The sequence below is a fragment of the Phormidium yuhuli AB48 genome, from assembly GCF_023983615.1.
Classification (GTDB): Bacteria; Cyanobacteriota; Cyanobacteriia; order Cyanobacteriales; family Geitlerinemataceae; genus Sodalinema; species Sodalinema yuhuli.
Genome location: NZ_CP098611.1, coordinates 257210 through 279935 on the forward strand (window position 1 = coordinate 257210; position 22726 = coordinate 279935).

General features: G+C 50.1%; 21 protein-coding genes. 10 read left to right on the forward strand and 11 right to left on the reverse strand.

Going from position 1 to position 22726, the window contains the following annotated elements; all coding sequences use genetic code 11:
• Positions 1–272: 272 nt before the first annotated feature.
• The gene (locus tag NEA10_RS01000; RefSeq protein ID WP_252663377.1) at positions 273–953 is read left to right on the forward strand and encodes a response regulator transcription factor; all 681 of its coding nucleotides are present in this window, start codon (positions 273–275) and stop codon (positions 951–953) included.
• A 77-nt stretch (positions 954–1030) separates the two neighbouring features.
• Here the strand turns inward: NEA10_RS01000 and NEA10_RS01005 are convergent, their stop codons facing one another.
• Both NEA10_RS01005 and NEA10_RS01010 read right to left on the reverse strand, forming a co-directional pair.
• Positions 1031–1783 (reverse strand): class I SAM-dependent methyltransferase, encoded by a 753-nt coding sequence (locus NEA10_RS01005; protein ID WP_252663378.1) that lies wholly within the window; start codon positions 1781–1783, stop codon positions 1031–1033.
• Between the two features lie 172 nt (positions 1784–1955).
• Positions 1956–3365 (reverse strand): DUF5009 domain-containing protein, encoded by a 1410-nt coding sequence (locus NEA10_RS01010; RefSeq protein ID WP_252663379.1) that lies wholly within the window; start codon positions 3363–3365, stop codon positions 1956–1958.
• A gap of 223 nt (positions 3366–3588) precedes the next feature.
• On the opposite strand from NEA10_RS01010, the gene NEA10_RS01015 reads away from it, so the two are divergent.
• Positions 3589–4152 carry a Uma2 family endonuclease gene (locus NEA10_RS01015; protein WP_252663380.1) on the forward strand — a complete coding sequence of 188 codons (564 nt, stop codon included), beginning with the start codon at positions 3589–3591 and terminating at the stop codon, positions 4150–4152.
• A gap of 73 nt (positions 4153–4225) precedes the next feature.
• Entirely contained in the window at positions 4226–4492 is a 267-nt protein-coding gene (locus NEA10_RS01020) for a hypothetical protein (RefSeq protein ID WP_252663381.1), read from the forward strand.
• Between the two features lie 87 nt (positions 4493–4579).
• On the opposite strand, the gene NEA10_RS01025 is transcribed toward NEA10_RS01020, so the two are convergent.
• From NEA10_RS01025 to NEA10_RS01040, 4 genes are all read right to left on the reverse strand, one after another.
• Positions 4580–5614, reverse strand: coding sequence for an aldo/keto reductase (locus NEA10_RS01025; RefSeq protein WP_252663382.1), 1035 nt, complete (start codon positions 5612–5614; stop codon positions 4580–4582).
• A gap of 67 nt (positions 5615–5681) precedes the next feature.
• Entirely contained in the window at positions 5682–6551 is an 870-nt protein-coding gene (locus NEA10_RS01030) for a 4-hydroxybenzoate solanesyltransferase (RefSeq protein WP_252663383.1), read from the reverse strand.
• A 65-nt stretch (positions 6552–6616) separates the two neighbouring features.
• A complete protein-coding gene (locus tag NEA10_RS01035) occupies positions 6617–7540 on the reverse strand; it encodes a pentapeptide repeat-containing protein (protein WP_252663384.1) in 924 nt (307 codons plus the stop codon).
• A gap of 33 nt (positions 7541–7573) precedes the next feature.
• Positions 7574–8740: a hypothetical protein gene (locus NEA10_RS01040; protein WP_252663385.1), complete on the reverse strand. Its 1167-nt coding sequence runs from the start codon at positions 8738–8740 to the stop codon at positions 7574–7576.
• Positions 8741–8974: 234 nt separating this feature from the next.
• Here NEA10_RS01040 and NEA10_RS01045 point away from each other — a divergent pair, with 234 nt between their 5' ends.
• The 4 genes from NEA10_RS01045 to folB all read left to right on the forward strand — a co-directional run bounded on the left by NEA10_RS01045 (position 8975) and on the right by folB (position 13275).
• Positions 8975–10618, forward strand: a complete 1644-nt coding sequence (locus NEA10_RS01045; RefSeq protein ID WP_374111830.1) for a Ppx/GppA phosphatase family protein — start codon at positions 8975–8977, stop codon at positions 10616–10618.
• Positions 10619–10730: 112 nt separating this feature from the next.
• Positions 10731–12425 carry an adenylate/guanylate cyclase domain-containing protein gene (locus NEA10_RS01050; RefSeq protein WP_252663386.1) on the forward strand — a complete coding sequence of 565 codons (1695 nt, stop codon included), beginning with the start codon at positions 10731–10733 and terminating at the stop codon, positions 12423–12425.
• Positions 12422–12868 (forward strand): DUF1622 domain-containing protein, encoded by a 447-nt coding sequence (locus NEA10_RS01055; protein WP_252663387.1) that lies wholly within the window; start codon positions 12422–12424, stop codon positions 12866–12868. The genes NEA10_RS01050 and NEA10_RS01055 overlap by 4 nt, the downstream gene beginning before the upstream one ends.
• 38 nt (positions 12869–12906) lie before the next feature.
• Entirely contained in the window at positions 12907–13275 is a 369-nt protein-coding gene (gene folB, locus NEA10_RS01060) for a dihydroneopterin aldolase (protein WP_252663388.1), read from the forward strand.
• Between the two features lie 7 nt (positions 13276–13282).
• On the opposite strand, the gene NEA10_RS01065 is transcribed toward folB, so the two are convergent.
• The 5 genes from NEA10_RS01065 to queC form a co-directional block, all read right to left on the reverse strand.
• Entirely contained in the window at positions 13283–14353 is a 1071-nt protein-coding gene (locus NEA10_RS01065; protein WP_252663389.1) for a hypothetical protein, read from the reverse strand.
• A 96-nt stretch (positions 14354–14449) separates the two neighbouring features.
• The gene (tsf, locus tag NEA10_RS01070) at positions 14450–15115 is read right to left on the reverse strand and encodes a translation elongation factor Ts (RefSeq protein ID WP_252663390.1); all 666 of its coding nucleotides are present in this window, start codon (positions 15113–15115) and stop codon (positions 14450–14452) included.
• A gap of 48 nt (positions 15116–15163) precedes the next feature.
• Positions 15164–16024 carry a 30S ribosomal protein S2 gene (gene rpsB, locus NEA10_RS01075; protein WP_252663391.1) on the reverse strand — a complete coding sequence of 287 codons (861 nt, stop codon included), beginning with the start codon at positions 16022–16024 and terminating at the stop codon, positions 15164–15166.
• 293 nt (positions 16025–16317) lie between these two features.
• A complete protein-coding gene (locus tag NEA10_RS01080) occupies positions 16318–17748 on the reverse strand; it encodes a CIA30 family protein (RefSeq protein WP_252663392.1) in 1431 nt (476 codons plus the stop codon).
• Between the two features lie 119 nt (positions 17749–17867).
• Entirely contained in the window at positions 17868–18572 is a 705-nt protein-coding gene (gene queC, locus NEA10_RS01085; RefSeq protein ID WP_252663393.1) for a 7-cyano-7-deazaguanine synthase QueC, read from the reverse strand.
• 193 nt (positions 18573–18765) lie between these two features.
• Here queC and NEA10_RS01090 point away from each other — a divergent pair, with 193 nt between their 5' ends.
• The 3 genes from NEA10_RS01090 (at position 18766) to NEA10_RS01100 (ending at position 22693) form a co-directional block, all read left to right on the forward strand.
• A complete protein-coding gene (locus NEA10_RS01090; protein WP_252663394.1) occupies positions 18766–18993 on the forward strand; it encodes a ferredoxin family protein in 228 nt (75 codons plus the stop codon).
• 199 nt (positions 18994–19192) lie between these two features.
• Positions 19193–21076, forward strand: coding sequence for a glycosyltransferase family 39 protein (locus NEA10_RS01095; protein WP_252663395.1), 1884 nt, complete (start codon positions 19193–19195; stop codon positions 21074–21076).
• Between the two features lie 144 nt (positions 21077–21220).
• Positions 21221–22693: a sulfatase gene (locus tag NEA10_RS01100; protein ID WP_252663396.1), complete on the forward strand. Its 1473-nt coding sequence runs from the start codon at positions 21221–21223 to the stop codon at positions 22691–22693.
• The last annotated feature ends 33 nt before the right edge of the window (positions 22694–22726 follow it).

Consider the following 22726-nt stretch of genomic DNA (forward strand, 5'->3'; position numbering starts at 1 on the left):
TCATCATGGGAATTTTGTAAAATCTCAAAATATGAGTGAGCCACTGGGTGTTAATTATCCGAGATTTTTCTGATTTTATAGAAACTGTCCGGATTTCTCAAAATATTCCTGTAATAGTTAGGTTAGGGTGTTCGTTTTTTGAGCAATTCTAACGAGAAGTTATCTCGGTTTTCTGCTTGGCTACAAGAATAGTGAAATCACCGATCTACCACCCCTAAACCTCATTTATTCTTTTCTGAGAGGAACGGCCGCCATTTACAGGAGAATTAATTGTGAGTGAAATTCTAATTGTTGAAGATGATGCGAGATTACGGGATATTCTACGAGATTATCTTGAGGAAAACCGCTATCAGGTCAGCGAAGCCGCTTCAGGACAGGAGGCTATTCTCCAAATGAATAAAATTCGACCAGATGCGATTATTTCTGATGTATCGATGCCAGAAATGAATGGTTTTGAGTTCTGTCGTCGAGTTCGAGCTAGTCGGAGTTATCAGTTTATTCCCTTCATTTTTCTTTCAGCTCGCGGACAGGTAGATGACCGGCTTCAGGGATATCAATTAGGAGCGGATGACTATCTTGTGAAACCATTTGAATTATGGGAAATTGGCGCAAAACTCAAAATGCTGCTGGAGCGAACTTCTCGTTTACAGCGAGAAATGTTGGACGTCCTGCAACTTGTGAATCATTCGAATTCTGACATCTCACTTCATTCGATGGAGGCGTTTGGGGGGGATGAGGAGTCAGAGAACCCCGATGAACTTCCCTTAACGCCAGCGGAAGTTCAGGTTTTCGGACAAGTGGCCCTGGGGTTAACCAATAAGGAAATTGGCGAACGCTTATTTATTAGTCATCGGACAGTGCAAACTCATGTTAGCCACATTTTACAGAAGTTAAATCTGAGTACGCGATCGCAGTTAATCCGACTGGCTGCTCAACGGGGAGAACTCAACTAAGACCAGGCTCATGGACTAATTCAGGGGATAACATGAGCTTAATATCATGAGGGTCAATCCTAGCAAATAGATTCGGATCATTGAGGTTTTCGAAACAGTAAATAGACCCCAAATTCACCTCCATGGTCGGTTAGATTGACATAAATTTCATCTATTGCCAACGATTGAATTATTAGAAAGAGGTCATTCAGCGGATAAGGATTCATTTGCAGTTCCGGGTCGGTTGGGGGCAAGTAAAAACTCCTCAATTGACGTAAGGGTCTTAGGATTACTTTGATAGTTTTTACTATTTTTTGCAATAAAGTTGATCGATGATTTGCTTTTTCATAGGTAACATGAATCGCGGCAATTCCTCCCGGTGTTAAGTGCTGGAGAAGTTGGGAAAAAATCTGTTTTCCTCGGCTCACGGGGATATGCTGAAAAACAATAAACGAGTGAATAAAGTCAAACTCCCCCCTAACCGTTGACAAGCTATCATCGGATCTGAGTAACGTCACATTGGTGAGGGAGTCATCCTGACAGTTTTGTCGCGCTTCCTGTAACATGGACTCTGAGACATCCACCCCCACAACGGAGTCTGCTATCTCAGCCAAGGGAATCACCAATCGTCCCACACCACAGCCGAAATCTAAAACCTGTTTGGGGCTAAAGTTGGGGTCAACATGGCGTTTGCAGAGGTCTAACACCCAGTTGACGTGACTTCGTCCTGATTCAAAGAACTCCTGTTTTGCGGCTTTACTGAGATTTGTACGTCGGAATTTATCCTGGGTCAAGACTCCAAAATATGGCTCTCGTTGACCCCATTCTTCCCATTCTTGATCAGTGGTCATATGAGGGAAGAGGCAAAAGGCAAAAGGCAAGAGGCAAGAGGGGAGAAAGGCAAGAGGCAAGAGGCAAGAGGCAAGAGGTGGGTGATTTTATCTTAACTCAGACGGTCCTAAGACAATCTTTGGATGCTAGAGAAACGGTCATTATGGTAGTTTTTGCAATGAGGGCGACGCTTTATAGCCGCCAACGCCAACGGAGTTGTTTCAGTCCCCAGACAACTCCCACTACTAGCATCGTCATGATTAGGGCCCGTAGGGTTCCTCGTAGGGGGGAGGCGGTGACGGCGTTGATGAAGGTGCGTAGGCCCGTTAGGGTGAGAAGGGGCAAAATTAGGTTGAGATAGGCTACATAGCCAACTAGGGGATTGCGGCCGGTGTCGATGAGTGGGGGAATTAACCCCGGTAAACGACGATCGCCCCGAAAGATATCGACCACAATTAGTAAACTGACTAATAGCCAGATGGAGATTCCTGTGGTGGTGAACAGATAACTCCAGGTGGCGGGGTCCTTCTTGATTCCTCCCTGAACTGGGTCTAAGATGACGCCCAAAGCAATCCAATAGGTTCCCCAGGTCATCCATTGGCTCAGCAGCCGCTCCTGGGGACTGTAGGGCTTCTGTTTTAGCCACCAGGTCAAACTTGTCAAAATTACCCCTATCACCAGGGTTTGCCCCAGCCAGCGCCCCTGAAGTCCAATCAAGAGGGTGAGGGTCCAGGTGAGTCCCAAGAGGGCGATCGCCCCATAACGCCGCGCGGTCCAGCCTGGGGTAAACTTTTCCTGGTGCAACATCTGCCAAAGTCCATCGCCGATAAGCGTGGCGGGGAGGACGATGAGTAGATATTTGAGATAGGCGAGGTTGAGAAGATGGGGGATGGGGGAGATGTCGAGATGCGATCGCACCCAACCGGGTTCTCCCAGGGACAATTGCAGGGCAAACACGAGGGCGATCGCCCCTAATCGACCCAGAACTTGGTCCCGAGTCAGCCACCAAATGGCGGTCCCGGCAATGGCGACATTGCCTAAAACCACCAATATAATATCATGACGAGTGCTAGAAAAGCCACTGCCATCGGCATAAGTTAACTGAGATAACAGGATAATTCCCAATAGCCAGCCCAAGAGATTTAAGCCTCGTTGAAGGGGACGAGGAATCCAGGGAGGAAATTCGCCAAAGGCTAACCCCAAAATGAGAAATCCCAGCAGAGAAATCCACCATCGCCAAACTCCTAAATCGGGGTCGAGGATATTGGGCCGACAATGTTGTAAAAAGACGGCAAATGCAATCAGAGATAGCCCTCGCCACAGAGTTGAGAGGGCAATTTTCCACCCGGGCCACCCCTGTTCAATCCGTCGCCGCTGGGCCAAGGGAATCGCGGCCCCCAGGGCGAAAAGGAAGGCGGGGAAGACGACATCCACCCAAGTGAGTCCCGGAACTTCGGGGTTAAAGACATGGTCCGGGGGGGGAACTTGGGCGTGATACATCCAAGCTGGGAGGGCCCCGCCAAAGGGAATGATTCCCGAGAAGACCATGGCGAGAACGGCCAAGCCTCGCAGACTATCCAGGGCGAGCGATCGTTGGGTCACAGTGGGCGCGGCTGAAGGTCGTCCCCTATTATGGGGGAAGAAGGCAAAAGGCAAAAGGCAAAAGGCAAAAGGGGGGAAGAAGGCAAAAGGCAAAAGGCAAAAGGCAAAAGGGGGGAAGAAGGCAATCGTAGGGGCGAACCCTTGTGGTCGCCCAGAAAAGACGTAGGGGCGAACCCTTGTGGTCGCCCGGGCGCACTCCTTATGAATGATAACGGTTTAAGTTATGCCAGTATCCTCAGAGACGGTTCGCTGGACGATCGCCGATTTGGAGTTATTTGATGACCCAAATAACTCCTATGAAATCATCGATGGACAACTGATTGTGACTCGCGCCCCTCATTGGCAGCACCAAGAAATTAGTGGTAATGTCTATATGGTCTTAAAGACCTGGTCGCGTCAAACGGGATTAGGACGAGCGGCGATCGCCCCAGGGATTATTTTTTCCGATATCAACAGTGTCATCCCTGATGTGGCTTGGGTGAGTCAGCAACGACTGGATGCGTGTTTAGATGACTCGGGCCATCTAACCGCCGCCCCGGATTTGGTGGTGGAAGTCTTGTCGAACTCGAAACGCGATCGCCTACGGGATTACGAACTCAAACTCAAACTCTATTCATCGGAAGGGGTTTTGGAGTATTGGATTCTTGACCGATACAAGCAGGAATTAAAGGTCTATCGCCGGGAGGGGTCTCAGTTAAGCCTCTCAGAAACTCTCTTTTCTAGGGATTCCCTCACCAGTCCGATTTTACCGGAATTTTCTTGTCTTGTATCGGATTTGTTTGATTAGAGGTTTGCCAAGGGTGCGTTCTGGCCAGTTCCAAGTCAAGGTTCAATAACGTGAAGCATGGGTGGAGATAAAAATGATGAACGAAACGGTTAATGATGTCGTCCAAGAAATGGAGAAACTGCCCCAACATCTGCAATGGCAAGTTCTGGAATTTGCCCGAATGTTAGCGAATACCCAAGTTCGAGGAGTCCCGGGCCAAGAGTTACTTGAGTTTGCCGGATGTATTCCGGCTGATGATGTGCAGATGATGCGTGATGCGATTGAACAGGATTGTGGGCAGATTGTTCATAATAAGAATGGTGCGTTCCGGCAAGTTGAACAGGAGTCGTCAAAGGTTTAAATCTGTTGCAAGCCGGAACACACCCTACCGTCTTTCCCCTCTTGGGAGGGGTGCCCGGAGGGCGGGGTGGGTTCTCCCTATGCCCAATTAAGGGGCTGGGTTGGGATATTTTGCCTGAATTTCGTCAATGGCGGCTAACATTTCTGGGGTTAACTCCACCGCTACACTGCCGATATCTTCTTTTAACTGATCTAACGTCGTGGCCCCGATAATGGTACTGGCCACAAACCAGCGCGATCGCACAAAGGCCAAGGCCATCTGGGCCGGTGATAATCCCCAGTCTTTGGCTAACTTCAGATACGCCGTCAAGGCCCCTTGGACGTTGGGCTTCCCATAGCGGGCCCCAAAGCCGGGAAACTCGGCGACGCGGGAGTTGGGGGCGACGCCACCTTGATGTTTCCCGGTCAAGAAACCAAAGGCCAGAGGACTGTAGGCTAACAGAGGGACATTTTCCCGATAACTGGTTTCAGCTAGAGTTAGGTCAAATTCGCGATTGAGGAGACTATAGGCGTTCTGAATCGATACGACTCGGGGAAGGTTCAATGTCTCGGCCAGATGACAAAACTGATTCACCCCCCAGGGCGTTTCGTTACTCAATCCCAGATAGCGGATTTTACCCGCATCCACTAAGTCCTTAAAGACCTCTAACTGTTCAGCGATGGGAACCGTGGGCCGATCTTGGTCGGGGTTGAAGGGTCCCCGGCCAAAAAGGGGGACATAGCGATCGGGCCAGTGGATTTGATAGAGGTCGATGTAGTCGGTTTTCAGGCGTTTGAGACTGTTGTTTACCGCCTCTTCGATGTTGGGGCGATCGACTTTGCGATCTTTACCGCGAATCCACTCCATCGAACCGCCGCCGGTGACTTTGGTGGCGATGATGAGTTGGTCCCGTTGCTGTTTGGCGAGCCATTGACCAATATATTCGCTGGTTCGGCCCTGGGTTTCGGCCCGGCCGGGGACGGGGTACATTTCGGCGGTGTCGATGAAGTTCACCCCTTGGGCGATCGCATAATCGAGTTGTTCATGAGCCTCCTCAATGCTATTCTGTTGCCCGTAGGTCATGGTTCCCAGACAAATTTCCGAGACCTGTAAATCACTATTACCGAGTTGGCGGGTTTTCATAAAAATCGCTATCAATCACAAACGGCTGTTATCTCAGTGTAGGAGGAACCTCACGGCAATTCATCCCCTAAAGTCCCAAAAGCATCCCCAGTAACACCGCAAACCCCAGCCAGACATTTTGCGCAAACAAATCGCCAAAGGCGGGGCGGGGTAAGGTTTCTTCCTGAAGTCGGGCCACTTGCCAAGTCCAGCCCCCCATTGCCAGAACCAAAGCCAGCCAAAATCCGCTCCCTAAGCCCAGTTGAATCCCCACAACCCCCAAACAGACCACCGTAGCCAGGAAACAGAGGGCGATCGCCCCCACAACCCCCTCTCCAAAGAAAATCGCACTGGAGTTAATGCCGATTTTCAGGTCATCCTCGCGATCAGAAAGGGCATAAATGGTATCAAAGCCTAACGTCCACAGAACCGTCGCCCCCCACAACCACCACGTCGAAGCGGTTAACCCCCCCTCCACGGCACTCCAACTAATCAACACCGCAAAGCCCCAAGCCAGAGAGAGAACCAATTGGGGGACTGGAAACACTCGTTTGGCGGCGGGATAGAGCAAAATCACCGGAACCGCCGCTACACAGAGGGCGAAGGAGAAGCGATTGAGATAGGAGGCTAGGCCCGCTGCACAGAGGAGGGCCACCAATCCCACCACAATCCCTGTTTTAATGGAGAGGGCTCGGGAGGCGAGGGGTCGGGATTGGGTGCGTTCCACTTGATTGTCGATGTTACGATCCCAAAGGTCATTGGCGACACAACCGGCGGCGCTGGTGGCGAGGGTTCCCAGGATAATGACACCAATCAGGGGTAAGGGTGGGGTTCCCTCGGCGGCTAAAACCACGGCCCAGAGGGCGGGAATCATGAGAATTAGGCGGCCGGCAGGCTTATCCCAACGTAAGAGGCGAATAACGGTTTTCCAGGTCGGTTCGGAGGGTTGAGTTAGCATGATAAGGCAATAGGCAATAGGCAATAGGCAGTCGGTAATAGGGGGGATGACAGTCATCTCTACGCTTAATCGTCGTTGATTTTAGCCCCTGTAAAATTAGCCCCTTTGGTACGAGCTAGGGTTAAATCTGCATCAAATAAATTGGCATTGGTTAAGTTAGCATCCGTTAAATCGGCTTTGGTTAAATTGGTTTCTAAGAGATTGGCTTCCCGTAAATCGGCTCCCCGTAAATCAGCCTGTGTCATATTAGAACGGGCTAGGTTTGCCATATAAAGGGTTGCTTTTTGGAGCCGGGCTTGCCGCATTCTGGCACTGGCAACAATGGCATCGGAAAGGTCGGCTCCCCGTAGATCCGCTTCGGTTAAATCCGTGTCAATCATAGTGGCGCGGCGTAGATTGGCCCATTTCAACTTGGCTTGGGTGAAAATGGTTCCCCGTAAATGCGTTTGGGTTAACTTGGCTCCGGTTAAATCGGCACGGGTTAAGTCCGCATAACTCAAATCAATATCTCGTAAATCACAATAGGCTAAATTCGCGCCGCGCAAGTTAACTGGGTTATAAATCCGCCGTTCATAGCGTAAATTGGCTCCCCGCAATGAAGCCCCCCGTAAATCAGCACCACTGAGGTTACAACTGCGCAAATCGGCTCCCATTAAATTGGCATCAACGAGAATTGCTAGGCTTAAATCAGCACCTCGCAAGTCGGCCCGTTGTAAAATCGCTCCGTGGAGATCTGCGTCTCGCAGATGGGTCTTTTGTAAGTTCGCTTGTTTGAGATTAGCGCCGCCAAGTTTGCTTTTACTAAGATTAGCGCCATCGAGTTGACTGCGGGTGAGATAGGCGAACAGTAAATCAGCCCCCTGGAGATTGGCCCCACTCAGGCGAATTCCGATGAGTTCGGCTCCGGCTAGTTTGGCATTGCAGAGAGTGACGCTCTTAAAGTCAATGTCTCCGGAAATGTAGCGTTCTAGAACTTCCCGAGCGTCCATAAGGGTTTGGCCAGGCTTGAGGCGAAAGGGTAGTTACAGCAGAAACGATCGCGTCCAACTGGGACGTTTTTGTCCGGGTTCACGACCATGGACTTTTAGGCGATCGGCGCTGCTTAGTCTTAATTCTAGAATACTCTCGTACATCTGACTGGCAAGATGTTGGGGATCTGAGTTAGTGCTGGGATGGAGAGAGGCTAAATCCAAGACGAGATGGAGACAGCGGCCTTTTTGCGTCGCTAGGAGGTTAAGTCCTAAGGGATGATGACGCTGAATTAGCCAACGGGCGATCGCCCGAGGGGTTCCCTGGCTAGCCTGTTGCTGCACCTCATCAACGAGGGAGTCTTGGGAGGGGGCATGATCGAGAACCCCGCCAATGCGATTGATATTCAGGCGGACATCATTCAAGAGGCTGGTGACGGCTTCATGCTTAATCCGTAGTTGTTCTTCAGGGGAAACATGGGCACAGGTCGCTTCTAGGTTCATTTCTAAGTCCGTGATGCTTTGGGCGATCGCCTCGGTGAGATCCTTACTGGAGCGACGGATGAGATCTTGCACTTCATCGGTGGTGGCCAGATGCTGCAACAGGCGATCGGATAAGCGGGGAGCGGCACTTGAAGAGGGTACAGGGGACTGTGGGGCTGGGGAATCGGCATCAGACTGAGGCTCAGGGGCGATCGCTGGAGGGCGATTGAAGGTTAAATCAAAAAAGAGACTGCTGTCGCTGTCCTCCTCCTCCTGGGAATCTGAGTTGACATTCTGGACGGGATTCTCGGTAATATGACTTCCGAGGGTCACCGGATCACCGGTTAGCTCAGGAGTAAGGGAGACATCCTGGAACCCTTGACCTGGGCGACTGGGGAGATCCTGAACGTAAAATCGGGTGAAACAACGCACCAATAAGTCTGCTGCTTGCAGATTTTCCTCGGTTCCCTCTAAATCCCGAGCGGTTCGGTGCAGACGGCTATCGAGTTCATCTAGGGTTGGGCAAGCATCGAACAGATTACGCAGGAGCGCGTCTAGCTCTTGAGTTCTCAGAGCCATCCAGTCGTGATCACTGAAATCGAATTGATGATAAATTGTGGAAAAAATTAAAATCTTGCTGCGTAGGGGATTGGTTTTACGCAACAACTGTCCCCGCACGTCAAAGAGATCATCGGGGCCCTGGATTTGAGTCACGGTCAGTTCATCGATGTCAAACACGTTTGAGCTTGAAGATGCACAAAGAGAGGATGCAGGGTTAAGAAATCACAGACCCGTCCAACGACGAATGGGACAAGACGAGATATCATCAAGGCAAGTTGCACTTGTTGTACTCCTAAGTTTTCGACCCGTCAAGATGGGGGACTCCCCTCAACTACAGTAGCATCACCCCTATGGTGTTGGACGTGGCCTTGATAACATACAGGAGAACGGCTTACGTTTGAGGATTTCGTCATGACAGACACAACCCCCCCGAGCAATGCGATTCGGATGCAGGCTCGTCCCGTTGGGGTGTCCGTTCGCTCCAACTATGTTCTGGCGGCTATTGATATTGGCACCAATTCCATTCACATGGTTGTGGTTCGGATTCAACCGGAACTGCCCGCCTTTACTATTGTTACGCGCGAAAAGGAAACTGTCCGCCTCGGGGACTGTGATCTAGAGACGGGAAATCTCAAACCAGAGATTGTTCAGCGTTCTGTTGAAACTCTACGACGCTATCAAAAAATTGCCCATAGTCTCGCTGCTGACGAAATTGTAGCCGTGGCCACTAGCGCCACCCGGGAAGCCCCCAATGGTCAGGAATTCATTCAACGGGTTCGGGATGAGTTGGACTTGTCGATTAATCTCATTTCAGGCCCCGAGGAGGCGCGACGGATTTATTTGGGAGTCCTCTCGGGGATGGAGTTGGCCCGTCAACCTCATGTGGTGATTGATATTGGGGGGGGGTCAACAGAGTTGATTCTCGGCGATGGCCAGGAACCTCGCAGCCTCAGTAGTACTAAGGTGGGAGCGGTGCGTTTGTCCGGTCAGTATGTCCATAGTGACCCCATTGATGATCAGGACTATACCGCCCTGGAAGCCTATGTCCAGGGGATGCTTGAACGTCCGGTTGAGGATCTCTTGGCTAGGGTTCAGCCTGGGGAAACCTTGCGCATGGTAGGGACGTCGGGAACCATTGAGGCGTTGGCGACGATGGATGCGATCGATAACTTGGGAGGCGTTCCCAGTCCTCTCAATGGCTATGTTCTTAGCTTCAAGCATCTCCAGAAATTGCTCAAAAAACTCCGCAAGAGTAGTTATGAGGAACGTCTCAACATTCCAGGAATGGTGGAGCGTCGTGCTGAAATTATCGTCGCTGGGGCGGTGATTCTCCATGAGGCGATGGCTCTGTTGGGGGTGAATGAGCTCATAATTTGTGAGCGGGCCCTACGGGAAGGGATGATTGTGGATTGGATGCTCAATCGGGGTTTGATTGAGGATAAACTCTGTTATCAAAGTTCGGTGCGAGAACGAAGTACCCGCAAGATTGCTCAGAAGTACCATGTGGATTTGCCCTATGCTGAACGCACGGCAGAGTTTGCGGTCAGTTTGTTTGACCAAACTCAGGGGAGTCTCCATGAGTGGGGTGAGACGGAACGGGAGTTACTATGGGTTGCGACATTACTCCATAACTGTGGGCTTTATGTCAGTCATTCAGCGCATCATAAGCATTCCTACTATTTGATTCGCCATGGAGAATTGCTCGGCTTTACGGAATTGGAGATTGAGTTAATCGCTAATTTAGCTCGCTATCACCGCAAGAGTGCCCCCAAGAAGAAACACGAGCCTTACGCCAATTTGTCCAGTGAGCATCGCCTTTTAATTCGCCAGTTGAGTAGTTTAATGCGCTTGGCGATCGCCCTAGATCGCCGCCAGCTCGGAGCTATCCAAAAGGTTCGCTGTGACTATCACACTGATTCCAAACAAATGAATTTTTTACTCTATCCTAAAAACTCTGGAGATTCTTGTGATTTGGAACGGTGGAGTCTTGAGTACAAAAAGGAACTTTTTGAGGATGAGTTTGGAATTAAACTATTAGTTCTATTGGCGAGTTAACCCAGGTAATGATACTCCCAGAACTCATCCTAGGATGCAAATAGTAAGTTTTGTGATGTTCGTGGAGCAGCTATATTGGCTTCTCTCCTTCCCTGGCTAAACTTAGCGAAACATGAAACTGTATCAAAAAAGCTTAATTGTGATCAGCTCTAGTTTACTGGGACTGATCATAATTTTATCGGGTAGTATTTCGCTAATTCTTCTTCGGAGTTTTTGGGATTTCGAGAATAAAAATGCTGCCCAAGATATTCGACGGATTGAGAATGCGCTAATCCAAAAAGTGACCCAACTCAATTTAATAACGGGAGACTGGGCCAACTGGGATTCCCTACATGAGTTCATGGTCGGGAATCATGACCAATTTATTGAGGAGAACGTCACCGAGACGGTCCTAACCAACCTTCAACTGAGAGGGATGCTTTTAATTGACCGCGAGGGAACAATTAAGGCAGGGGATGACTTTAGGTTTAATTTCGAGGAGCCTCTGCCAGCCAGTTTGCTGGAACAACTCACTCTAGAGCATCCCCTACTGGCCCATGAGAGTCCGAATAGTTTAACAGCAGGCTTTTGGGTCTTACCGGAGGAAACGCTCCTGGTGTCGTCTCGTCCCATCTTAACCAGTACTGGTGGTGGCTCAATGCCGGGGACACTCATTATGCTACGACCTTGGGATACGTTCCAGGTGCAGAAGTTGTCGGAAGATGTCCAGTTACGGATTAAATTCCACCGTCTCTCGGAGGTCGAGAGGTCTGACCATTTACGGAACATGGCCAGACGCTTGGAGGAGAAGCCAGATAGCCTGGTTATTGAGCCGCTCAACCGTCAGGAAATAGCCGGATATCACTGGATCTCGGATATCTATGGTATGCCTAAGCTTTTGCTGGAGGTCACCCTACCTCGGGATGTTTATCAGGAGGGACAGCGAGGGTTACGCTATTTACTGGGGTCACTGCTTTTGGTGGGGGGTGTCTTTGGCGTCCTGACGGTGGTTCTTCTAGACCGTTTGGTGCTGCGGCGTTTGGCTCACTTGAGTGACGCGGTATCTGAGGTGGGTAAAAGTCATGATTTAACCTTGCGTGTGTCCACCCCGGGTCATGATGAACTTAGCGATTTGGGGGCTTCGATCAATGGAATGTTAGAGGATTTAGAGAAAAATGCCGCCGCGTTGAGTGAGGAACAGGAAACCGTCGAGCGTTTGTTGTTAAATGTCTTACCCGAGTCTATCGCCGCTCGCTTGAAGGTGGAGGAGGGGGCGATCGCTGAGTTATTTGATGATGTCACTATTTTGTTTGCGGATATCGTCGGCTTTACCTCCTTATCTTTGCGTTTGACTCCCGTTGAGATGGTGAGTCTTCTCAATGAGATTTTCTCCGAGTTTGATGCGATCGCCGAAAAACTAGGACTGGAAAAAATTAAAACTATTGGCGATGCTTACATGGTAGCGGGAGGCTTGCCGATTCTCCGTGCCGATCATGCTGAGGCGATCGCTGATATGGCCCTCGCCATGTTACAGGCCGTTGAGCGGGTTCAACGGCAACATCCCGAAGAATTTAAAATTCGTATTGGTATCAATACAGGAACGGTGGTGGCTGGGGTCATCGGGACTCACAAGTTTATTTATGATTTATGGGGAGATACGGTGAATGTTGCCTCCCGTATGGAGTCTCATGGGGAACCAGGAAAAATTCAGGTCACGGAGGCGACCTATGAGCGACTGAAACAACGCTATAATTTCCAAGAGCGGGGGATAGTTGCCTTGAAAGGACGAGGTGAGATGAAATCCTATTGGCTGACAGGTCAAAAATGATGAACGGTCAGGACAATCCCCCAGGTGATGAATTAGGAACATCAGGAATGCTATTAGATGGTTTAGAGGCAGAACTCTCAGGAGTGGTGATTTCCTTAAATGGAATTTTAACGGGATTCTGTCAACTCTTGGCCCTGTTTGTGATTGCGATTGGGGTCAGTCGTGCTTTAGTGATTTATCTCAAAGATGCTCTTTTTAAACCCCAAACGACGGAGGCATTTCAGCGGGGTCGGCTGGTTATGGGTTACTCATTTTCTCTAGCGTTAAGTTTTTTGATTGGGGCAACCATCCTGAAAACTATGATTTCTAGTCGTTGGGATGATATTGCCCGTTTAGCCGCGATTATTGCGGTGCGAACTGTGTTAAATTACTTATTGCTGCAAGCCATTAGTAAAGCGACTCCGGCAGCGGAAGCCTCCCTGCCCGCTCCGGCGGCTAAATAGGGCATTTTCAGGCTGGAGTATTCCCCAAAACACTGTGTATGGATTCTATTGAACTCTCCCAAATTCGCTGTTATGGCTATACCGGGTTGCTCCCGGAGGAACAAGTCTTAGGCCAGTGGTTTGAGGTGGACTTAACCCTATGGCTAGATTTGCATAAAGCCAGTGCCAGTGATGTCATTGACGATACCTTAGACTATCGCCAGGCGATCGCCCAGGTCAAAGAGATTATCAAAACCGAGAAATTTGCCCTTGTCGAACGACTGGCCGGGGCGATCGCCGATCGCCTCTTAACCCTAGAGAAAGTCCAGCACGTGCGAGTTCGCCTTAGCAAACCCGCCGCTCCCATTCCCGATTTCGGCGGTCGCATTACCATTGATATCACGCGCCCCACCCGCCAAGAGGCCTAACGAGTCGTTAATCCTCTTCCTCAAACCAACTGGAGCGCCAGGCCGATTCGGCCTCAATTACGGCCCGTTGTCGTTGTTTGTCCTGGTAGGTCCGTCCGAGGCTCACCAACTGAGACGATAACTTGCGGAGGCGATCGCGCCAGGTTTTCAGAGTCGGGTCCGCAAACTCAATATCTGCCAAACGGAGGCGAACTGCCAACAACTGGGCCACCTGCGATCGGGACTCATCCCCCGCCTCCGTTTCCACCAACAACTTTAACAAATTGGGCACATTGCTAGCCCCATCCGCCATTGCATCCACCTGAGTTGCCGCCTGAACTAACTTCGGAGGAACCGTTGCAGGTAGGATAGTGCGACTTTGCAACAAACGATTCACCCGTTGCGACAACTGAGACAAAACCCGTGCAATGTTCTCCTCCACAGTCCGCTGCCAACTGGCAATCAACTCAGGAGTCATGGGATCATAATCCGACAGAGACGGTAAGCTGTCCATGTCCTCTAAATCAATCAAATCCTGTGCTTTCGCATCAGGAGACTCAGTCTCTAGAAACGGCACCTCATCCCCATCCTCAGTGTCTGACGTTACACCAGAAATTCCCACACGAGCAAACAAATCATCCGGTAACTCAAACTCCTCCGCAAATGCCTCCAACGCCGCCTGATCACTACGACTGAGGGGCCCTAACTCCTCAGACTCCTCAGACTCCTCATCGTCGTCAGGGGAGTCTGTCGCCGGTTCAGACGTAGCTTGAGAGGACTCCGTCACCGCACGAGCCTCCTGAAGCACCTCAACAGTAGCGCGATACAACCCTTGCAGCATCATGGGTTCAGCCTGTTTAGCCAATTGGCGCACCCTCAGTTGTAATCCCTGTCGTTGGGAAAATGAGAGAGCTAAAAACGCCTCAGGATAGCCCTGAGTACAGAGATGATAGGTAGCCAGGATTAGCTGATGACGTACCGCATTAGCCAACGCCGTAATATATTCGCGGTAGGTGTCCTCAAACTGATGTGACAGTTGCGATAACTCGCCCCTTAGACGCTCCAACGTTTGATAGAGTCGCTCCGTCGATCCAGTCATCTCATCATCTCCCCCATGATACTAGCCATCTTCCCGAAACAAGAGGGTTCAGAAGCCCCAACCGTCTCCTGAACCCTCATACATTAACGGAATGGGTTAGTTTTTGCCCACATTCGCTTGAGCGGCCACTTCAGCGGCGAAATCGCTCTCTTCTTTCTCGATACCTTCACCGAGAACAAAGCGTACAAAACGACGCACACGGATATTTTCACCCAACTGTGCCACCATCTGTTTCACCAGTTCATCAACAGTGATATTCGTATCGCGGATGTAGGGTTGCTCCAACAACGCCAATTCCTTGAGCCGTTTACCAATGCGGCCTTCCACGATTTTCTCGCGGATGTTTTCCGGCTTACCTGCCAAGTCATCCCGGCCCATTTCGATGGATTTTTCCTTCTCAGCGATTTCCGCTGGGATATCCTCAACTCGGACATATTCCACATTGGGACAAGCGGCGACTTGCATAGCAATGTTGCGGACGAGTTCTTGGAACTCCTCGCGACGAGCCACAAAGTCCGTTTCACAGTTGATTTCAATCAGAACACCCACCCGTCCACCGGTGTGGATGTAGCTTCCGACTAACCCCTCAGCTGCAACACGACCCTCTTTCTTGCTCGCAGAAGCCATTCCTTTTTGACGAAGCCACTCAATGGCTTTCTCGGAATCGCCGCCACTCTCGCTGAGAGCCTTTTTACAGTCCATCATCCCTGCGCCCGTCTTATCGCGCAGTTCCTTAACGTCTTTTGCTGAAATTTGCGCCATGATTGCTTCTAATTTTGTCGTTTGTGCTACACGTACAAGGGAAGCTGCTTATTCTTCCTCAGACTGGGCTGTTTGAGCGGCTTGAGCCACAGGTTCAGTCTCGTTCTCAGGGTCATCCAAGTCAGAGTCCGAGAACTCCTCAGAAACGTCATCAGAGTCTAACTCTTCGTCATCAAAATCATCGACGCTGTAATCGTCATAATCATCTTCAGACAGAGAATCGGGTTGACCATGACGACCTTCATAAATTGCGTCGGCCAGTTTGCCCAATATTAGCTTAATCGATCGAATGGCATCGTCGTTAGCCGGAATGGGAATATCGACGGCATCGGGATCACAGTTGGTATCCAACAGGGAAACGATGGGCAGATCGAGTTTGTGGCATTCCTGAACAGCGGTATATTCGCGGCGTTGGTCGACCAAAATCACGATATCAGGAACTTTGCGCATTCCCTTAATCCCACCCAGGTACTTACGCAGTTTAAACAGTTCCCGACGCAACATGGCCCCTTCTTTCTTGGGACGCAGATCCAAGTTCCCAGATTCTTCTAGGTTCTCCAGTTCCTTGAGGCGTTCGACACGAGTTTTAATCGTCGTCCAGTTGGTGAGCATCCCCCCCAACCAGCGTTGGTTGACGTAGTAGGCCCCGCAGCGTTCTGCTTCCTGAGCGATAATGGCAGCCGCTTGGCGTTTGGTTCCCACAAACAGGAATTTTTTGCCCGCTTCAGCCGCTGAACGCAGGTAGTCGTAAGCATCTTCGAGCAGTTGGGCCGTCTGCACCAGGTCAATAATATGAACCCCATTGCGATCGGTGAAGATGTACTGAGACATCCGGGGGTTCCAGCGGCGCGTCTGGTGTCCAAAGTGAACTCCACATTCGAGGAGTTGAGCCAGTGTAATAACTGCCATAAAACTTGAAATCTCCGTATTTTCGGGTTTTTCCTCCATCCAGCGTTTGATTTCCGAGGAACTTCAGCTCCATCAGAAACACCCGAAACGCCAAATGTGCGAAATTTTGACAACCTCACTAGGGTAGCATGAGGGGGAGGAGATAGGGAAGAGAAGGCAAGAGGCAAGAGGCAAGAGGGTCACCACAGAGGCACAGAGGACACAGAGAAGGCAAGAGGCAAGAGGCAAGAGGCAATAGAACAACTGCCTTCTTTCCCCCTGTTCCCTGTTCCCTGTTCCCTGTTCCCTGTTTCCTATCCTTTTTCCCTCACCTCAAATGTTGTATTCGTATCTTCCGGCGCATTGAGGAGATCGATACAGAGTTGAGCGATATCATTGCGGGAACATTGGCCCTTAATGGTGTCACCGCGATCGCGCTCTAAGACTTTGCCCCCCGGCGTTTCGGTGAGGGCACAGGGACGGACAATGGTATAGGGAACGCCACTCTCGCGTACACTATCCTCTCCCGCCAGTTTCCAAGTGAGAATCCCGCCGAGTTGGTCGTTCATGCGCACCGCTGGGGGTTCTTCCTCTAAATTTAAGCCGGGTTTCCCGGGACGAGTCACCCCCGCCGAACTAATCATGATAAATTGCGGTAACGGTTGCCCCCCATAGGCTTTCAGGGTTTCAAGTTCTAAGCGAAATGGCCCAGGGGAAAAGGTGGGGTTGAGTTCGCCGTCATACTCAAATTTACTCAACATTAGTTGAAATGCCGTCACCGTCTGAGCGGGGAAGGGTTCTCCCGTGTTGATGGTTTTGGTGCGGAAATTGGGGATTAACTCGGCGAAGGGAATGCGGACGGTTATCCAGATGTTATAGACCGTATCGAAGGAGTAACAGTAACTGATTCCATCCCAACGGTCATCGCCTCGTAGGATGAATTTATAACGGTTGCCATCGCCGCGAACTCGCAGTTCGATTCCCTCATAGGCGGATAAGTCCAACGGTTGGTCCAGGGGACGGGTCCGCACGGAGGCAAATCCCCCTGAGTTGGCGGTGGAGACGTTCCCCTCAAACAGGGCCGCACCGGAAATTTGACGAATACCACTTTCACTCACACCGCCCATGACCACATCATCAACAGCTCCCCAGAGGCTCGTGAAGTTGGGCAGGGGCTGTTTGAAGTCAAATATCATTTTTTCGTTTTGCCGCTGTTTTAGATAGGGTTTTGCGGCGTTAACGAGGTTTTTTACCCCCTGATACTCAATATATTCTGGGGTTTCGGCGACTTCGGGGAGGTAGAACTTGACCCCTTGATAGTATTTCTCGCGGCTGGGGCTGTCGCCTTCGACGGGTTGGACGCGGGTTCCGGTGCAGCAAATGACCGCGCGGACATTCTCAAAAACCTTGGGGGTCAGGGTTTCTGGGAGGGTGATGTCAGCTTCGACGAGGTCTACGTCGTTACCGAGGAGTTCCCGCCCTCGTTGGGCGTTGCGAACTAAGCCACGCACGGGAATCCCCTGTTGTTGCAGTCGTTGCACAACTCGTTTGCCAACCCCTCCGGTGGCTCCGGCAACCAGGACTACTCCCGCAGCGGTGGTGGGACTGTCTAAGATAGCGTCGTCTTTCATACCGAGTAATTTTTGCAGCCAGGTGAAACTGCCGACGAAGGGGATTTCTCCGAAAAAGCCTAGGGTATCGAGGAATCGTCGGAAGTCCCAGTTTTGTCGAGTTTGTTCGACCACGAGATGACATCCTCCTAAGTGATATGGGCGCTGTTCCTTTAATTGTAAAGAAAGTTTGAGAAAGCGATCGCCCCTGCGTGAGTATTGGCCGGTTTACTGGGCCGGTTTACTGGGCCGGTTTACTGGGCGTAGGGAATGGGATCGGTGAGGTTGAGGGAGTCAAAAGCGGCTCGTCGCAGTTTGCAGGAGTCACAAACGCCACAAGCCACTTCACCACCGGCATAGCAGGACCAGGTTTTCTCCCAGGGAACCCCGAGTTGGTTCCCCAGTTGGATGATTTCGGTTTTTTTGAGGTGGATGAGAGGGGTTTGAAGGCTGATGGGAGTTCCTTCTCGTCCTTGTTTGGTCCCCAGGCGGAAGGCTTCTTGCAGGGCCTGGATATAGTCGGGCCGACAGTCAGGGTAGCCGGAATAGTCGAGGGCGTTGACACCGATGTAGATGCGTTGGGCCTGTTGGACTTCCGCTAGGGCCAGGGCGAAGCTGAGGAAAATGGTGTTGCGAGCGGGAACGTAGGTGATGGGGATATCTTGGGACATCTCTGCTAGGGTGCGATCGCCCGGTAAGTCCAAGCGACTGTCGGTTAGGGCAGACCCCCCCCATTGGCTGAGGTCGAATTGCACCACCTGATGGCTTTGGACTCCGGCGGCTTGGGCGATATCCCGGGCTGCGTCCAGTTCCCGGCGATGTCGCTGTTGGTAGTCAAAGGAGATGGCGTGACAGGTGTAGCCATCGGCTTGGGCTTGATAGAGTACGGTAGAGGAGTCTAGTCCTCCGGAGAGGAGAACGATGGCAGTTTTAGCCATGGGGTTACGGTTGCGTGGCATGATTGGTGAACTATCTTCACGATACCAATGGAGGCCCCTGCGGCTTGGTTCAACTCCAGAGAATCACGGCAAGCATGAGGACTCGCGATCCGTCACAATAGTAAATAGCTCCCATGACCCATGGAATGAGGAGACCGATGCTGCTTCACCCATTGCAGCATCGGGTGATGGATACCGAGTTAAGGAGAACCTAATGTCCCATACGATTGTCACCCATACCTGCGAAGGCGTTGCCGATTGTGTTGAAGCCTGTCCCGTGGCTTGTATCCATGAAGGACCGGGCAAAAACAAAAAGGGAACCCCCTGGTACTGGATTGACTTTTCGACTTGTATCGATTGCGGGATTTGCCTGCAAGTTTGTCCCGTTGAGGGGGCGATCGTTGATGAAGAACGTCCCGATTTACAGGATACCCCTGCGTAACAGCCCTTAATTGCTTAGGCCTGAGCCTCTGAGAGCGCTTGGGCCGAGCTATTCTCCCCTCTAAATTGATATAGGAGTGATTAGAATGCTCTATAGTCTCGTCTCGTTCTTAGAGCTGTTACTGTTCTGTTGGGGAGGATTTCTAATCCTACATCATCCAGGACGACGACTATCAGAATCCTTCAGTTTGGGAATTGGCTTGGCATTAGCCGCTATTTCGTTTCTGTTTCAAGTCTCTTTTTTAGCTGGACGTCCCAGCGTTTCGATTGCGGTCGAGAGTCTCCTGGTCATTGGGATTCTTATTGCAAGCTATAAACAAGGGAGCCGACTTAAAAATACGTTCCGAGCCTCTTTCCTTTTTTTCAAAAAACACATAGCACTTCTTGTATTATCATTTATTCCTATATTTTACGCCGGTATTAAGTCATTTTTTGCTCCCCAGGAATCTTTAGATGTTTTAGCTTACCATTTGCCCAGAGTTTTTCTATTTCAGGCTGAAAACACTGTACTACTGGACAGTGTTTGCAAAATGCACACCGCTATTTTCCCAGTAGGCGCTGATATTTTACCCCATCTTTTCTTGCGCTTTCAGACGGAGATAGGTGTGAGCTTTTTTTCGTTTTTAGCCTATATTTCTATTGTTTTAGGAAACTACTGTTTATCGCGGAAATACTTGTCAGAGCGAGGTTCCCTTGCCGTTTGCTTGGTGATTGCTAGTTTGCCTCAGTTATTTCTACAATCGTGGATTGCTAAAAATAATATTTTCACAGCATCGGCTGCCGTATTTTGTTTGCTAGCTGTGGCAAGACTCCTCGATAAACCCATCTCTCAAAACTTATTCTTAGTCCTGCTAGGCTTAATGTTTGGTCTTTCATCCAAAACCACTTTTTTGGCATTTGCTCTTCCGTTTTCTATAGTTTTTGGGCTATCTGTATTTCGTAAGTATGGGCTACGAATCTGGGTTCATGAAATTCGGAGGAACTGGAGTTGGTGGTTAATCGGCTTGATTCCTCTCCTAGTTCTCTCTCAATTGTGGCTGTTTATTCATAATCATGTTATCTGGGGAAGTTGGTCGGGTCCCCCTGCATTTGTTGAGTTTCATAAGAATCAAGATGGTCTTTTAGGTGGGCTTGCCAACTTAGTTCGTTTCAGTTTTCAGTTCATTGATTTTCTTAATATAACCAATGTTTTGGCTCAGGAACTTTTAAACCTTTCCCCTGTTGAAACATTACAATTTATCTATGATTCTGTGTTTGAACCGATATTTGGCGATGCTGCATTACAGAGTCAACGCCCCTTTTCTATGATTTGGAGAGTTCATCAGACTCATGGTGGTTTTGGTCCGTTGGGTTTGCTGATTGTTATTCCATCTATTTTAGCGAGTATGCGAACTCGACCATCCTTTACCCGTAATTTAGCATTAACCTTAATCTCCTTTTTACTTATTTTCTGTCTTTCCTCTGCTTGGTCACTTTACAAAATCAGAATGTTGGTTGTCTTTTTCGGCTGCTCAGGGCCCTGTATCGCTAATTCGTTCTCTCGATTAGCCCGGTCTAAAAAGCAAGAAAGTTTTCTAGTTTTAGGTACATCGCTTGCTTCTATTTTATTACTTTTTTATGTGGTTAGCTACAATCAAGACTTACGGCTTCTAAATAGCTATTATCCCTGGAGATGGACTCTTCAGGAAAGCTACTGGGTTCAAAGTAACTGGGGGCGCGATCGCCTCTATTCTCCCAACCAATTCTATGGAGATGAACGGCTACAAACATTGGCAGATTTTTTCCCAGAAGGAAGTCGCGTTGGCTTCTTCACACAAAATGAAACTCGCTTACATTACTATTTTATGCACATTCCTCAAGTTGAGTTTAAGGGCATCTGCATGGATGATGTCCAACAGCGGGCTGATCCCGTCGAAAAATTCGCAACCCTAGAAGAAGCGATATCTAAGATATCAACTCCCTTAGACTATGTCCTCTGTGTCGGAGAGGAATGCCAGACCCCTGGGCCGCGCTTAAGGGAGCGTTTCCAGTTTGAGCGCAACCAAGAAGTCACAACTATTTTTGAAGTGTTACCCTCTCAGTAACAAGAACCCTGCGTCCACTCGCAAACTTTGTTTTGTATGATAGGGTATCACTCGGACGTCGTGGTCAAACAAGACTGAGCTTCCAGGGGAGCATTAAGTCATCCAAATTTTCGGATCTATAAAGAGAATTGAGGAGGTAAGTGAATGTCCATTATCACCCGTCGTCGTCTAATTAACGGACTCATGACAGCCACGGCTGTTGGAGTTGGGGGAAAACTGCTGTCGGGTTGCGATCGCCTGAATCTCTCTGAAACTCCACGTCAGATTGGCCGTCATAACTACCCAAATATCCTCGTGTTACTCATCGACGACCTACGTCCGCAACTGAACTGTTACGGACGCAGTGAGATGATCTCCCCCAACATTGACCGCCTTGCCGCCGAAGGAACTCTCTTTGAACGGGCCTATTGCCAAGTTCCCATCTGTGGGGCTTCCCGGGCCAGTACCCTCTCTGGGGCCCGGGCCACCCCAACCCGCTTTGGCAGTGATTATCAAGCCCGCAAAGACGAAGATATGCCCAACGAACCCAGTTTACCCCTCTGGTTCAAGGACAAAGGCTATCGAACCATTTCCTACGGCAAAATCTATCACATCTTGCAAGATGACGCCGATAGTTGGCGAGAAGAACCCTGGCGGCCCCGAGGAATGTGGGGCTTAGAATCCTATATCACCCCAGAAAACCGTGCCATTGTTGAAGCCCACGGAGGAACTTATGGACCTCCGTTTGAAATGGCTAATGTGGTGGATAATATCTACGCCGATGGCCAAATCGCCGATCGCACGGTTCGCACCCTCGAACGTCTCCAAGATGGTCACGCCCCCTTCTTTCTTGCCACTGGACTCTTTCGTCCTCATCTCCCTTTTAACTCCCCAACCCGCTATTGGAACCTATATCAACGGGAAAACTTGAGTCTTGCGGATAACCCCTTTCGCCCCGCAGGTGCGCCTGATGCAGCGTTACATAACTGGGGAGAACTCCGCAATTATTATGGGATTCCCGCTGAGGGACCCGTCTCAGATGAGATGGCCTTGAGTTTAATTCATGGCTATTACGCGGCTACCAGTTACGCCGATGCCCTCGTGGGGCAGATCCTTGATGCCCTCGATCGCCTGGAACTCGCAGATAATACCATTGTCATTCTCTGGGGAGATCATGGCTGGCAACTCGGAGAACATGGCTTGTGGTGTAAACACGCCAACTTTGAAACCTCCTTACACACGCCTCTAATCGTCCGGGGGCCGGGAGTTCCAGCGGGACAGCGCACCGATGCCTTGGTGGAGTTTGTGGATATTTATCCCTCCCTCTGTGATTTATGTGGGTTAGACAAACCCGACCATTTAGAGGGCAGCAGTTTTGTTCCCTTGTTAGAAAATCCTAACCTGCCTTGGAAAGAAGCTGCTTTTAGCTACTACAATGGCGGGCATTCTGTCAAGAGCGATCGCTATCGCTATACTGAGTGGAAAAATGATGATGGGGTTGTTTGGGCCCGAATGTTATATGATCATGTGGAAGACCCCAGTGAGACAGTCAACATCGCTGAACGTCCCGAAGCTCAGACCATCGTCGCTCAACATCAAGAAATGCTAGAAAAAGGTTGGGCAGCCTATCAAATTTAAGAAAGGGTAACGGCTAACCATCAGGGTCTAACT

Excerpts from the sequence above, each read along its gene's own strand:
- folB (WP_252663388.1), top strand. The coding sequence starts at position 12,907 with ATGGATTCTATTGAACTCTCCCAAATTCGCTGTTATGGCTATACCGGG.
- NEA10_RS01045 (WP_374111830.1), top strand. The coding sequence starts at position 8,975 with ATGACAGACACAACCCCCCCGAGCAATGCGATTCGGATGCAGGCTCGT.
- NEA10_RS01035 (WP_252663384.1), bottom strand. The coding sequence starts at position 7,540 with ATGGACGCTCGGGAAGTTCTAGAACGCTACATTTCCGGAGACATTGAC.
- NEA10_RS01065 (WP_252663389.1), bottom strand. The coding sequence starts at position 14,353 with ATGACTGGATCGACGGAGCGACTCTATCAAACGTTGGAGCGTCTAAGG.
- rpsB (WP_252663391.1), bottom strand. The coding sequence starts at position 16,024 with ATGGCAGTTATTACACTGGCTCAACTCCTCGAATGTGGAGTTCACTTT.
- NEA10_RS01055 (WP_252663387.1), top strand. The coding sequence starts at position 12,422 with ATGATGAACGGTCAGGACAATCCCCCAGGTGATGAATTAGGAACATCA.
- NEA10_RS01050 (WP_252663386.1), top strand. The coding sequence starts at position 10,731 with ATGAAACTGTATCAAAAAAGCTTAATTGTGATCAGCTCTAGTTTACTG.
- NEA10_RS01015 (WP_252663380.1), top strand. The coding sequence starts at position 3,589 with ATGCCAGTATCCTCAGAGACGGTTCGCTGGACGATCGCCGATTTGGAG.
- NEA10_RS01025 (WP_252663382.1), bottom strand. The coding sequence starts at position 5,614 with ATGAAAACCCGCCAACTCGGTAATAGTGATTTACAGGTCTCGGAAATT.
- NEA10_RS01030 (WP_252663383.1), bottom strand. The coding sequence starts at position 6,551 with ATGCTAACTCAACCCTCCGAACCGACCTGGAAAACCGTTATTCGCCTC.
- NEA10_RS01090 (WP_252663394.1), top strand. The coding sequence starts at position 18,766 with ATGTCCCATACGATTGTCACCCATACCTGCGAAGGCGTTGCCGATTGT.
- queC (WP_252663393.1), bottom strand. The coding sequence starts at position 18,572 with ATGCCACGCAACCGTAACCCCATGGCTAAAACTGCCATCGTTCTCCTC.
- tsf (WP_252663390.1), bottom strand. The coding sequence starts at position 15,115 with ATGGCGCAAATTTCAGCAAAAGACGTTAAGGAACTGCGCGATAAGACG.
- NEA10_RS01020 (WP_252663381.1), top strand. The coding sequence starts at position 4,226 with ATGATGAACGAAACGGTTAATGATGTCGTCCAAGAAATGGAGAAACTG.
- NEA10_RS01100 (WP_252663396.1), top strand. The coding sequence starts at position 21,221 with ATGTCCATTATCACCCGTCGTCGTCTAATTAACGGACTCATGACAGCC.
- NEA10_RS01005 (WP_252663378.1), bottom strand. The coding sequence starts at position 1,783 with ATGACCACTGATCAAGAATGGGAAGAATGGGGTCAACGAGAGCCATAT.